Raw genomic sequence first — 12,493 nt, forward strand, 5'->3', positions numbered from 1 at the left:
ATACTGCTTACGCAGTGGGTTCCCCCATTCGGACATCCCGGCGTCAATGCTTGTATCCAGCTCGACCGGGCTTTTCGCAGGTAACCACGTCCTTCTTCGGTTCCAGTGCCAAGGCATCCACCATACACCCTTACTATCTTGACCCTTAAGATCATTTTGTATGGGATTCGCTCTCTTCTTCGCAGAAGAAAACTTTCCTTCGCTCGCATTCTTTCGGTTGTCAAACAACTCCGCCCTCGTCTCTCGCATCGCTGCTTCCTCTCGGGCGAAGAAAAGAATACTACGATCTCCCCAAACTGTCAACACCTCTAGAGCAACCTTTTGATGATCGCAAGACATGTGTGTGCAGAACGGCAAAATTTCTTACAAGCTTGAGGAAACAACAATAACCTGTCTATACAGATTTCTCAAGAAACAAACACCTTTTGTCTTCTGCGCCCTGTGCTAGGCTGAGACATGCGTCTTCGAATTCTGTTTTTTGCGCGTCTCAAAAGGGAAATGGGCATTGACGAGATGGGTTTCTCCTGTCCAGTGGGTTCCACAGTTCGGTCACTGGCCATCACACTGGAACAACAATATGGTGTCGTTCTGAAAGGCTGCATGGCTGCCGTCAACGAAAACTACGTCACGCCAGAGCATGTGCTTCAGGACGGAGATGAAGTGGCCTTTTTGCCTCCCGTGGCTGGAGGGGCCTACGATCCCAATGACTTTGAAGAATGCATCGTGACTTCCAGACCTTTGAACCTGCAAGAAGCATTTGAATACCTTGCACGGCCAGAGTGGGGAGGTCAGGCTTTCTTCACAGGAACGGTGCGTTCTCCCAACAAGGGCATGGACATTGAGCATCTGGAATACGAAGCCTTTGCACCCATGGCCATCAAGGTGATGCGCGAGTGCATTCAAGAAGCCCGTGAACGGTTCGATGCAGCAGGCGTGTACATTGCACACCGCACAGGCCGGGTGCATCCGGGCGAACTGAGCATCATTGTGGGGGTGGGAAGTCCACACAGACGGGCTGCTCTGGAAAGCTGTGACTTTTTGATTGAGGCTTTGAAGGTCAGGCTTCCGGTGTGGAAACTTGAACGCTCCACCTCAGGGACAGAGTGGGTGGAGGGGTCCACCAGCGTGGAAACCCTTTAAGGTTCTTTGCTGGCTGTGGTGTACAGCCGGTCTGCCACATAGAACATGATGGACACCAGAGCCACCACCAGCAGAATGACTCCCCAGGTGGGATGGGACTGGATCTGGATGCCATTGAAAATCGAATGCAAAACAATGCCTGCGCCGAGCCCAAGAGGAACGGCGTATTTGTTTTTGTTGTTCATCCTCTGGTAACCCAGAGCAAAGCCCCAAGGGGCAGTAAAGAGCACATGGCTGCTCATGGTGATGAGACCCCGGACCAGCAACACCTCAAGTCCAAAAGAGACCCCATAGAAGATGTTCTCCATGAGGGCAAAGCCCAGAGCCGCTGTCATGCTGTAGATCAGGCCATCGATGAATTCATCAAAGTCACGTTCTTTGATGACCGTTCGGGCAGCAAAAAATTTGAACACCTCTTCAATGACTGCAATGAAGATGTAGAGGGTCATGCCTTTGAGGGCGGTTTGCAAACTGAGTTCAAAGAGGGCTGCAGGCAGGAAAGCAAAAGCACCATAAAGGAAGGTGCGCAAAAGCAGTCGGATGGGCTCGGGTTTGGGATCTCTGCGCCAGAAAAACCAGAACCAGAAAAAGGTGGGAAGGATGATTCCCAGAGCAAATCCCACGACCTGCAGCACACTGACCGCCATGCTGCCTAGCATAACAAAATCAGCGGAGGATCATTCTCCTCCGCTGAAAAAGCAAAACTCTGGTTGTGGGATGGCTCAGTGGCGTTTTCTGGGGTCGAAAGCGTCGCGCAAGCCGTCGCCGACGAATTGCCAAGCGGTGATCGCCAGCAGAATGAAAATACCGGGGATCAGGGTCCAGGGACGCCCGGTGATGGATTCGAAACCACCGTCCTGGGCCAGTTTGAGCAGACTGCCCCAGGAAGAATAAGGCTCAACCACACCAATCCCGAGGAAGCTCAGACCGGATTCTTCCAGAATGAAACCGGGGATCAGCAGGGAGACCACCACAATGGTGTAGCTCAGGGTGTCAGGAATCATGTGGCGACCAATGATGCGGGTGTTGGAGGCACCCAGACTCACAGCGGCCTGCACGTATTCCTGTTCACGGGTGCGCAAGAGTTGGCTGCGCACGGCACGGGCAATTCCACCCCATCCGACAAAAGCCAGAATGGCGATGATCACATACAAGATGAACAGGGGGTCCATCTCGATGGGGAACAAGGCCCTCAGGGTGAACAGCAAGAACAGGGTGGGAATGGCAGCCAGCACCTCAACGAAGCGCATGATGATGATGTCCACCCAACCACCGAAGTAACCTGCAATGCCCCCCATGATCAAGCCCAGCACCACCGAGAAGATGGTGGCCAGAATGCCGATGGTCAGACTGATCACCGAGCCATACATGATGCGGCTGAACTGGTCACGTCCGAGGTTGTCTGAACCCCAAAGGTAAATCTTGGCATCGCCCTTCACACCAAACAGGTGCAGATCACTCTTGATCAGGCCCAGAAATTTGTATTCGGCCTCTGGTCGGCGAACGAAAAACTGAATCTCGTTTTTCTGGGTTTTGTCTTCCGTGTAGATGTCACGGAAAGTTTCCAGATCGGTTTCACGTTTGAGGGGATAAATGAAAGGACGACCAAATTTGCCCGATTCATCAACAAAGTGAATTTTGGTGGGCGGCACCCAGCTCACACGGTTGGAGCCTGATTCGTATTCCGTGGGGGAATAAGGGGCAAGGAATCCCGCAAAGAGGGCCATCCCATACAACAATCCCAGAATCCACATGCCGGCACGCGCCATGGGGTGTTTGAGAAATTGTTTCCAGGCAATTTGCCACAGGCTCAGAGAGGTTGTTGCGGCTTCAGGTTTTTTCTGTACGTTCTGCATCGCTTGACTCATAGTTTACACCTCAGCTGTACCGGATGCGGGGGTCCACAGCTGCCAGCAAAATGTCGGACAGCATGTTCCCGATGATGTACAGGATGGTGGTCAGCGCAGTGGTGGACATCAACACGTACAGGTCCTGGGTTTGCACCGACTCCAGCAGCAAGGGGGTCAGGCCCGGCCATGCAAACACCACTTCCACAAAGCCAGCTCCACTCAAGAAGGCAGGCAGCAAACCACCCAGGCCTGCCACGATGGGCAAAATGGCGTTTCTGAAGGCGTGTTTGTACATGATTTTCTGGTATTCGAGGCCTTTGGCGCGAGCGGTGCGCATGTAGTCCTGTCCCAGCACTTCCATCAATTGGGCACGCAGCACCCGGCTTTCACTGGAAATGGACCGCAAAGCCAGAATGACGCTGGGCACCAGAGAATGCAAGAACACATCCCAGATGTAGCGTAAAGGTGTGGGGTCGGTCAGTTTTGAGCTTGATTTGCCACTGATGGGCATGTCCCAGCCCCAGTTTTGCTGAATGGACAGCAAAGCATAAATGGCCAGCAAGCTGAAAAAGAACGAGGGAATGCCCAGACCAAAGTAGGAAAGCACAGAAAACAGACGGTCCAGAGGGCTGTAAGGACGGGTGGCACTGTAGATGGCCACAGGAATGGCAATGGCATAACTCAGAAGGAGGCTGAACACCACCAGAATCATGCTGTTCCACATGCGCGGAGCCACCAGTTCCCACACCGGACGGCTGGAGTGGCTGAAGGAGATGCCCAGATCTCCACGCAAGAAGTTGGTGAACCAGAGCCAGAACTGCTCGATGTACCCCTTGTCGAGTCCAAATTTGCGCTTGAGGTTCTCAAGGGCCTCTGGGGTGATGGTGGGGTTTTCGCGGAACTGGGACAGGAAGTCTCCAGGGGCCGCTTGAATCAGAACGTATACCAGAACGCAAGCCAGCACAAAGGTGGGGACCATTTGCAGGAAGCGCCTGATCAGAAAAGGAATCATGGTTTCGGGGGTTCTCCTTTCATGAGCACTGCGCGAGGGGTCTCCTCGCGCAGCACCACTTAAGTCAAAGTTTACTTCTCGTCAATCCAGCTGAGAAGCGCATTGCGGGGACCGAAGTAGCTGTCTGCCCACAAGGTGGTGAAGATCTTCTTGGGGTACTCACCTTTCAGGCGGCTGTCCCAGGAGAAGTGTCCAGACTGGCTGAGCAGGTAGATGTTGCCGAGGTTTTCGGCTTGCAGGGCCTGAATTCTGTTGGCGATGGCCTTGCGCTTGTTGATGTCAAACTCTTTGCGGCTTTGCAGGTAGAGGTTGTACATCTGGGTTTCCCAAGGAGCAATGCACTTCTTGGAGCTGTTGTAGTTGTTCAGGTCCCCACCGCACTGCAGCATGGAAGCCACACCCACGGGGTTGATGAATCCACCACCACCGATGCCGCTGATGGCAGCATCAAACTTGCGGTCCAGTTTGGCAGCATCGGACTCTGGCCCAATGGTGTCCAGCAGCTGGTTGAAGGGGATGAAGTTGGTTTTGATGTCCACACCGACTTTTTTGGCTTCGTCGGCGAACAGACGGGCAATTTGCTGGCGGCGGTTGTTCTCAGAGTTGGTGATCAGGGTGAAGGACAGTTTGCGGCCTTTGCTGTCTTGCAGCACGCCATCTTTGCCCTTCTTGAAGCCCATGTCGGCCAGGAGCTTGGCAGCAGCAGTGGGGTTGTACTTGTACTTGTCGACGTTGGGGGCAACCCAGTCTTTGTACAGGGGGTACACACTGGTCCAAGCTGCGAAACCAAAGCCACCGAGGATCTGATCGATCATGGCTTCTTTGTTGACCAGCATGCTCATGGCCTGACGGAAGCGCTTGTCGCGGAACCAGGTTTGTTTGACAGGATCGCTGGACTTGTTCATGTTGAAGTACAGCATGTCCACGGAGGCCAATGGACCCACGTTGGCAGCCACTTCCACATTCAGCTTGCCACCTTTTTTGGCATCTGCAATCTGGGAGAGCTGATCGCGGTTGCTGGGGGCATAAATGTCCAGGTTGCCAGCGAGGTATTGGGCCAGAGCAGCGTTCTGGTCAGGCACAATGTTGTATTGCAGGTTGGTGATGTAAGGGACAGCACGGCCAGCACTGTCTTTGTTCCACTCACCATAGAATTTGTTTTTGGTCAGCACCACGCGCTCACCGAGGGCGTAGCGTTCCACTTTCCAGGGGCCAGAGATGACCAGATCTTTGGGATCGGTCTTCAGGTCCCAGAGCGCTTTGACACCATCGGCGCCTTTGGAACGGTAGGCCGCACCAAACACGTGATCGGGGTAAGGGCTCAGGTAGGAGATGGTCTCCAGGTTCTGCACGGTTCTGGCGGGGAAAGTGATGGAGAGGGACAGGTTGCCCAGTTTCTTCCAGGTGACTTTCTTGTCCCCTTCGTACATGTAGGAGTACAGGTTGGAGCCCACTTTTTCGTCAGCGTAAATCTGGAAGGTGCTGATGAAGTCGTCGGCAGTGATGGCCTGACCGTCGGACCACTTCAGTTCAGGACGCAGGGTGAAGGTGAAGGTGCGTCCATCTTTGGAGATGGTCATTTTGTCGGACATGTAAGGTTCGTAGTCACCCGTGTTGGGGTTGGTGCGAATCAAACCACCGGCGTCTTGCAGCTCGGGCAAGCTGGGACGACCCTGAGAAGTGAAGGGATTGTAGGTGTCAAAGTCCTTGAGCTGGATCAGACGGAGGGTCCCACCCATTTTCACTTCACTGGGCTTGCTGACGGTTTCGTCGGCGGGGTGCACGTACGGAGCAGCGAGGGAGGTAGACATCAGCGCTGCCATTAAAACGATTGACTTCTTCACACATCCTCCTTGTAGCAGTGAATACCAGCGCAATAAAAATGACGCCAGTATAAAGTTGTCTACTTCCGCGATTCTAACATGCTTGAAGTAGGGAATGTCAAATGCCAGATCAGGTTCACTTAAGCAATTCTTGAATGCAAACCCAAAATTTGCTCATGGAACAGCATTTTTCTGAGAAACGTGCATTTATTGTCCAGCACACACAAAACTCTGTTTGGTGACAGCACAAACTTGGCTTATTTTTAAAATCCTCAACAAACCCTTTCCAAAAAGCTTTTAACTGAATGTCATCAAATCCTTAATATTTTAAAGCAAAACCAGAGTCCCAAATGGCTCTGGTTTCATCCGAATTTTGTGGGTCAAAACACCAACTGAAAATCAGTGGCTGCCGCAGCCGCCACCCGTTTCAGCGTTCTTGCCATCGGTGCGGAAAGAGTGCCCACAGCCGCAACTGCTGGTGGCATTGGGGTTGTTGACGGTGAAACCGCCCCCCATCATGTTTTCAACATAGTCCACCTGTGAACCTTGCAAGAGTTCGATGCTCATGCGGTCCACGATCAGTTTGATGCCACGGTCCACCACGATGGTGTCTCCTTCGAGTTCACGGTCATCAATGGCCATGCCATACTGGTAACCGCTGCATCCACCACTCTTGATGAAGACCCGCACCCCTGCGCCGGGTTTGTTGCTGCGTTCAAGGATTTCTTGCGCTTTGAGGGCGCCTGTTTCTGAAATGCTGATGGTCGGAAGGGTCGTGCTCATACCCTAAGAGTAGCACCCCCACAGCTTTCAACTGTGAACCGTGCCACTCGGCATGCCCTTCTGAGAAAAACCTCAAGGCCACTTGCCAAAGTCCTGAAGGAACATGTTTTAATGGGCCCATGACCCGCCCTGACTTTGAGCAGATCCAACAGTTGCTTTCCAACGCCCAGCTGGATGGCTGGCTGATTTACGATTTCCAGAGCCTCAATCCTCTGGCCCTGAGTGTGCTGCACATTCCAGCTGAAGCCCACCTCACCCGGCGGTTTTTTGTGTGGGTGCCTGCACAGGGAGAGGTGAAAGTGCTACACAACAGCATTGAAGGAGGCACCTGGAAAACCCTCAGCCACGACTGGAACGTGACCTTGCATGCCTACCGTGGGCATGCAGATCTGCAACCCCTGCTGGAGTCTTTGCTGAAACCGGGCATGAAAGTGGCCATGGAATACAGCCCGATGGGCAGTGTGCCTTATGTGGGCAGGGTGGACGCAGGCACCATTGAACGGGTCAAGGCTCTGGGCGTGGATGTGGTCAGCAGTGCAGACCTGTTGCAGCATTTCTTCAAATGGTCTTCAGAGGATCTGGAAGCCCACCAGAGGGCAGTTGAGGTCCTGATGGAAGCCAAAGACGCTGCCTTTGAATTCATTCGCAGCAAAGTCAAATTGGGCCAGAGTGTGGATGAGCTTTCGGTGCAGGCCGTGATCAGCGAAACCCTGCGCCGGGGAGGACTGCACTTTGACCATCCTGCCATTGTGGGCTTTGCTGGACATGCTGGAGACCCGCACTACGCGCCCAATCCTGAAGGCAACCGCACCCTGCAAAAAGGAGACTGCATTTTGCTGGACCTCTGGGGTCAAGAACCCGGAAGGCCTTACGCCGATGTGACGTGGATGGGCTTTTATGGCGAGCCCTCTGAAAACTTTTTGAAGGCATGGGAAGCCGTCAAAGGGGGCAGAGACATTGCCCTTGAACAGATTCGGGCTGGCAAACAAGGCTGGGAACTGGATTTTGCAGCCCGCAAGGTGATTGTGGATGCTGGATATGGCGAAGCCTTCACGCACAGGCTTGGTCACAGCCTCGGGGTGCAGTTGCACGGCCCAACGGCCAATCTGGACGATCTGGAAACCAGAGACACCCGCACGTTGCTGCCCCATCTGGCCGTCACCATCGAGCCCGGCATCTACTTGCCTGAGCAGGATTTTGGCATCCGCAGTGAAGTGAATGTGGTGCTCTTGGAAGATCAGGCTCTGGTGACGACCCCTGTGCAGCAAGACTTGATCTTCATTTGAAAGTTTTTTGAGGCAAAACCATCTGTGACCCTGTGGCCTTTTGTTGCAGGGTCATTTTGATTGCAGGTCCTTGCTGCAAAACAAAGGTGCTCTGGTTGCGGTCCAACACCAGAGGCACAAATTTCGCATCTGGAAAAGTGGTCGGAATTTCGATGATTTGCACAGAGCCGGGGCGATAACGGGGCAACGTCTGGGGTTTGGCTTTCCAGAGTGGAGATGAAGCCAGCAAGGCAGAACCCACTGTAAAACCTGTACTTTGCTGCTGAGCAGGTTTTGAGATAAAAACATTTGATGAAACTGGACTTGCTGCGACCAGAGATGCAAAAGAAACCAGTGAAAAGACCACCAGGGTATGCTTCATGGTGAACCTCCCTTCTCAGATTAAAGTCACAGGTGACAACTCTGGATGAAAACGCCCTGAGCTTCCATGAGGACCACTGTTAAAGCAAAAAGGGACTCCTTGAAGAAGGAATCCCTCTGATGTTTGCCCATCAAGCCAGAACAGCCTCTTGCGTATGGTTGTTTAAAGTGGCCTGTGCAGCCGCCAGACGGGCAGCCAGCAAACGGAAAGGGCTGCAACTCACGTAATCCAGACCCACTTGATGGAAGAAACCGATGGAGTGGGCTTCGCCTCCGTGTTCACCACAGATCCCGAGTTTTATCTCTGGCTTTTTGCGACGGGCATCCTGCACAGCCATGGAGATCAGGGTGCCCACCCCATCTTCATCCAGTCGGGTGAAGGGATCAAAGGTCAGGATGCCTTTCTCCACGTATGTCCCGAGAAACCGTGCAGCATCGTCACGGGAGTAGCCATAGGTCATCTGGGTCAGGTCGTTGGTGCCGAAACTCAGGAAGTCTGCGGTGTCTGCCAGTTGCCCACCCACCAAGCAGGCTCTGGGCACTTCGATCATGCTGCCGATGGGGAGGTGCAGGTCATGGCTGGCGAGGACCTCCTCGACGATGTGACGCACGTAAGCCAATTCCTGTGCAGTCCCTGTGAGGGGAATCATGATCTCAGGGCGTGGTTTTTTGCCCTGTGCCAAGAGGTTGCAGGTCGCTTCTGCCAGAGCGTGGACTTGCATGCAGATGATGCTCGGGCGGGTGATGCCAAGGCGGGCACCCCTCAGGCCCATCATGGGGTTGACCTCATGGAGTTGTTTGACCCTTTCAAGCAGTTCACGGGCCTCCTGATAGGTGGTCTCCTCTGCTTCAGAGCGTTCTTGTTGGGCAAGCTGGGTGACTTTGACCAGCAAATCAGACATCTGGGGCAAAAACTCGTGCAGGGGAGGATCGATCAGGCGGATGGTGACCGGCAGACCGTCCATGGCCAGCAGAATCGCTTCGAAATCCCTGCGCTGCATGTTCTGGAGGAGGCGCAAAGCTTCCAGTTCCTCCTGTGCACTGGCTGCCAGAATCATTTTGCGAACCAGAGGAATTCTTTCCTCAGCAAAAAACATGTGTTCGGTTCGGCACAGGCCAATCCCCTGTGCTCCGTTTTCTCTGGCACGGCGGGCGTCCTGAGGGGTGTCTGCATTGGCCCGGACCTCCAGTTTGCGGATGCCATCGGCCCAAGAGAGGATTTCGAAGACCTCTGGATCCAGTTGGCTGTCCTGCAAGGGAATTTCCCCGAGGAACACTTCCCCTGTGGAACCGCTGATGGTGAGGGTCTCCCCTGCCCGAATGGTCAGGCCCTTCACCTGCATGACTCCGGCCTCACGGTCCACGCGCAGGTCTTCGGCACCCACCACAGCAGGGCATCCCATGCCTCTGGCCACCACTGCTGCGTGGGAGGTCATGCCTCCTCTGGCGGTCAGGATGCCTTTTGCAGAGGCCATGCCATGGATGTCTTCCGGGCTGGTCTCGGGGGTCACCAGAATACAGGGACGGGTTTTGGCCACCTCCACGGCCTCATCGGCAGAGAACACCACCACACCCGAGGCTGCACCTGGACTGGCAGGCAAACCTTTCAACAAAGCCTTTTGCCCGTGGTGGGTCACAGGTTGGGGGTACATCAGTTGTTCCAGAGATTCCAGTTGAATCCGTGAAAGGGCCTCCTCGCGCGAAATCAGACCTTCCTGTGCCAGATCGTGGGCAATCTTGAAAGCAGCTCTGGCCGAGCGTTTCCCGGCACGGGTTTGCAGCATGTAGAGCCTGCCTGCCTCGATGGTGAATTCAAAATCCTGCATGTCCTTGAAGTGTTTTTCCAGCAACCCTGCAGTGTGCATGAGCTGATCATGCACCTCTGGTAGGTGGTTTTGCAGGTCACACAGGGGCAGAGGGGTGCGGATGCCAGCCACCACGTCTTCACCCTGCGCATTCAGCAAGAACTCTCCAAACACCTGTGGATCTCCCGAGATGGGATTCCGCGTAAAACCCACCCCTGTTCCTGAGGTCGCACCGAGGTTGCCAAACACCATGGCCTGCACATTGGCTGCCGTGCCAAGGTCATCGGGGATGTGATGGAGCTTGCGGTAGGTGGCAGCCCGGCGGTTGCCCCAGGATTTGAACACCGCAAGAATGGCTTCCTGCAACTGGAATTGAGGGCTCTGGGGAAATTCAAAACCCGCATGGCGTTTGAACAGGCGTTTGTAAGTGGTGACCAGTTCCTGCAAATCTTCGGCCGTCAGGGAAAGGTCTTCTTGCACCCCTCGGGCCATTTTGAGGTCTTCCAGAGCGGTCTCGAAGTGGTGTCTGGGCACCCCCACCACCACATCGGCGAACATCTGGATCAGGCGACGGTAAGCATCGAAAGCAAAACGGGCATCTTGAGTGAGAGCAGTAAGCCCTTCCACCACCTCATCGTTGAGGCCCAGATTGAGGATGGTGTCCATCATGCCGGGCATGCTGAATTTGGCTCCAGAGCGCACACTGAGCAGCAAAGGCCGCTCTGGGTTGCCCAGCACCTTTCCGGTTTGCTGTTCCAGAGCTTGCAGGGCGTCTTGCACTTCCATCCAGAGGTTGTGGGGGGTCTGGCGGTGCATGTGGTAGGCCCGGCAAGCCTCGGTGGTGACCGTGAATCCAGGAGGAACCGGCAATCCCAACCGGGTCATGGCCGAAAGCCCTGCCCCTTTGCCTCCCAATTGGTCCTTGCTCAGGCCATTTGCCTCAGAAAAAGCGTATACGAACTTCATGGTTTCTTACCTCCCAGAAGGGTTTGTTTATGCACTTCAGATGTGTTTACTTTAAGTGGCTCAGTTCCGATGTATTCCAATGCACATCCGTAAACCATTTTTGAAAACCGCTGAAGGCCCTTCCAGAGAAGGTTTGAGAAAACACACGGTTTACAGGAGGGGTTATTGTCTGAGAGACAGTTATTCCAGAAGGTAAACCACTGCTCTGGTCCAATTTCTGTTTGTTTCAGGGAGGAAAAAAACTTCAAATCTGAAATTGTTTTGTACTTGGTTCAAGTGATATAGACAACACTCCTGCAAGTAAAACACTTCTCTGGTCACTCACCTTGAAGGCTGCACATCCCTTTGAGCATTCCGCCGTGACCTGCTGGCTTTTTTGAAAAACCTTCAGTGAAAAGGACATTTCGAAGGGAAAAAATTGGGCTTCAATTCGGTGTCATCAAAACTCTGGTGAAATTGAGGACTGGTGGACCCTGAGATGGGCGGCACAATCCAGCTCCAGCGGGCCTTCACCTCGCGTCCAGCTTGTCGCTCTCTGGCACAAAACCGCTCGAAGTGCTCTGCAACCGTGTGGTGGTCTGAAATTTTGACGCCAGCTTTGTCAAAGGAATACAGCACCGCTTCATGAAGTTCAATGAGGGCACGGTCTTTCCAGAGTTGGCGGTTTTTGCGGATGTTCAGGCCCATCTTTTCTGCCACCACAGGCAGCAAATTGTAGCGGTCGGTGTCTCCAAAATTGCGTGCTGCGAGCTCAGTTTCCACATACCAGCCATTGAACGGTGCACAGGAATACTCAATGCCCCCCACCGACAATTGCAAATTGCTGATCGCAGGGACGGCATGCCACTTGAGGCCCAGATCCCTGAACCACTCCAGAGTGGGATGCTCGATGGGGACTTCCAGAACCGCATCCTCTGGCAGGGTAAAAAGCTGAACCGGATGTCCGGGCACCTGCAAAGCCACAGGCAGCACATCAAAAGCCGAACGCTGAACCGGAGGGGTCCATCCCAACTCCATCAACTGCTGGGTGAGGCTCTGGTTTTTGGGATCTCCCAGTCCGTCTTCATAACCTGCGTAGCGGATCAACTGATCGTTCAGAATGCGAATGCCCGGTTTGAACACCGTGATGGTGGGCCGGATGTTCCCTGCATTCGTGGCGAACCTGAGGTGCTGCACCAGAGCATCAAACACCTCGGAAGGGCTCACGAGATCGCGGGCATCCTGCAAATGCAAATACTGCCAGTAATGCCGCCCCACACACCGCACACTGTTGCGCCACGCCAGCTTGGCCCCATACAGCAGCTCTGGAAAGGTGGGCAGGAATCCACAGCGCTCAACCTCTTCAAGCCGTTTCTCAAGGTCTGGCAAATGGTTTTCCTGATAAAACGTCTGCAGGAAATTCAGGGTCTCGGGAGGACAGGCAACTTGCACCTTATTATTGTTCTTTGTACACCCGGGAGGATTGTCC

At 54.0% G+C, this 12,493-nt stretch carries 10 protein-coding genes and 1 rRNA gene; 2 read left to right on the plus strand and 9 right to left on the minus strand.

The window, feature by feature from the left end:
- Positions 1 to 144: ribosomal RNA gene (locus Q371_RS18700) — 23S ribosomal RNA — on the minus strand; the annotation flags it as partial.
- 312 nt (positions 145 to 456) lie between these two features.
- On the opposite strand from Q371_RS18700, the gene moaD reads away from it, so the two are divergent.
- Entirely contained in the window at positions 457 to 1,140 is a 684-nt protein-coding gene (gene moaD / locus Q371_RS18705; protein WP_034343270.1) for a molybdopterin converting factor subunit 1, read from the plus strand.
- Here the strand turns inward: moaD and Q371_RS18710 are convergent.
- The 5 genes from Q371_RS18710 to Q371_RS18730 all read right to left on the minus strand — a co-directional run bounded on the left by Q371_RS18710 (position 1,137) and on the right by Q371_RS18730 (position 6,608).
- Positions 1,137 to 1,787: a PrsW family intramembrane metalloprotease gene (locus Q371_RS18710; RefSeq protein ID WP_169743887.1), complete on the minus strand. Its 651-nt coding sequence runs from the start codon at positions 1,785 to 1,787 to the stop codon at positions 1,137 to 1,139. The two genes, moaD and Q371_RS18710, sit on opposite strands and share 4 nt — an antisense overlap.
- Before the next feature lie 75 nt (positions 1,788 to 1,862).
- Positions 1,863 to 3,008, minus strand: coding sequence for an ABC transporter permease (locus Q371_RS18715; protein ID WP_342668530.1), 1,146 nt, complete (start codon positions 3,006 to 3,008; stop codon positions 1,863 to 1,865).
- Between the two features lie 10 nt (positions 3,009 to 3,018).
- A complete protein-coding gene (locus Q371_RS18720; protein WP_034343274.1) occupies positions 3,019 to 4,002 on the minus strand; it encodes an ABC transporter permease in 984 nt (327 codons plus the stop codon).
- A gap of 71 nt (positions 4,003 to 4,073) precedes the next feature.
- The gene (locus Q371_RS18725; protein WP_245618372.1) at positions 4,074 to 5,813 is read right to left on the minus strand and encodes an ABC transporter substrate-binding protein; all 1,740 of its coding nucleotides are present in this window, start codon (positions 5,811 to 5,813) and stop codon (positions 4,074 to 4,076) included.
- Positions 5,814 to 6,224: 411 nt separating this feature from the next.
- The gene (locus Q371_RS18730; protein WP_034343283.1) at positions 6,225 to 6,608 is read right to left on the minus strand and encodes a HesB/IscA family protein; all 384 of its coding nucleotides are present in this window, start codon (positions 6,606 to 6,608) and stop codon (positions 6,225 to 6,227) included.
- A 119-nt stretch (positions 6,609 to 6,727) separates the two neighbouring features.
- On the opposite strand from Q371_RS18730, the gene Q371_RS18735 reads away from it, so the two are divergent.
- A complete protein-coding gene (locus Q371_RS18735) occupies positions 6,728 to 7,894 on the plus strand; it encodes a M24 family metallopeptidase (protein ID WP_051964788.1) in 1,167 nt (388 codons plus the stop codon).
- On the opposite strand, the gene Q371_RS18740 is transcribed toward Q371_RS18735, so the two are convergent.
- The 3 genes from Q371_RS18740 to Q371_RS18750 form a co-directional block, all read right to left on the minus strand.
- The gene (locus Q371_RS18740) at positions 7,887 to 8,255 is read right to left on the minus strand and encodes a hypothetical protein (RefSeq protein WP_157442819.1); all 369 of its coding nucleotides are present in this window, start codon (positions 8,253 to 8,255) and stop codon (positions 7,887 to 7,889) included. The genes Q371_RS18735 and Q371_RS18740 overlap by 8 nt on opposite strands.
- A 130-nt stretch (positions 8,256 to 8,385) precedes the next feature.
- Positions 8,386 to 11,025: a pyruvate, phosphate dikinase gene (ppdK, locus tag Q371_RS18745; protein ID WP_034343288.1), complete on the minus strand. Its 2,640-nt coding sequence runs from the start codon at positions 11,023 to 11,025 to the stop codon at positions 8,386 to 8,388.
- Positions 11,026 to 11,412: 387 nt separating this feature from the next.
- Positions 11,413 to 12,456: a nitric oxide synthase oxygenase gene (locus tag Q371_RS18750; protein ID WP_051964790.1), complete on the minus strand. Its 1,044-nt coding sequence runs from the start codon at positions 12,454 to 12,456 to the stop codon at positions 11,413 to 11,415.
- Positions 12,457 to 12,493 lie beyond the last annotated feature (37 nt).

This window comes from Deinococcus misasensis DSM 22328 (assembly GCF_000745915.1).
GTDB classification, from domain to species: Bacteria; Deinococcota; Deinococci; order Deinococcales; family Deinococcaceae; genus Deinococcus_C; species Deinococcus_C misasensis.

Coding starts and splice junctions, on each gene's coding strand:
- Q371_RS18710 (WP_169743887.1), bottom strand. CDS start 1,787: ATGGCGGTCAGTGTGCTGCAGGTCGTGGGATTTGCTCTGGGAATCATC.
- Q371_RS18725 (WP_245618372.1), bottom strand. CDS start 5,813: ATGTCTACCTCCCTCGCTGCTCCGTACGTGCACCCCGCCGACGAAACC.
- Q371_RS18740 (WP_157442819.1), bottom strand. CDS start 8,255: ATGAAGCATACCCTGGTGGTCTTTTCACTGGTTTCTTTTGCATCTCTG.
- Q371_RS18715 (WP_342668530.1), bottom strand. CDS start 3,008: ATGAGTCAAGCGATGCAGAACGTACAGAAAAAACCTGAAGCCGCAACA.
- Q371_RS18720 (WP_034343274.1), bottom strand. CDS start 4,002: ATGATTCCTTTTCTGATCAGGCGCTTCCTGCAAATGGTCCCCACCTTT.
- moaD (WP_034343270.1), top strand. CDS start 457: ATGCGTCTTCGAATTCTGTTTTTTGCGCGTCTCAAAAGGGAAATGGGC.
- Q371_RS18735 (WP_051964788.1), top strand. CDS start 6,728: ATGACCCGCCCTGACTTTGAGCAGATCCAACAGTTGCTTTCCAACGCC.
- Q371_RS18730 (WP_034343283.1), bottom strand. CDS start 6,608: ATGAGCACGACCCTTCCGACCATCAGCATTTCAGAAACAGGCGCCCTC.
- ppdK (WP_034343288.1), bottom strand. CDS start 11,025: ATGAAGTTCGTATACGCTTTTTCTGAGGCAAATGGCCTGAGCAAGGAC.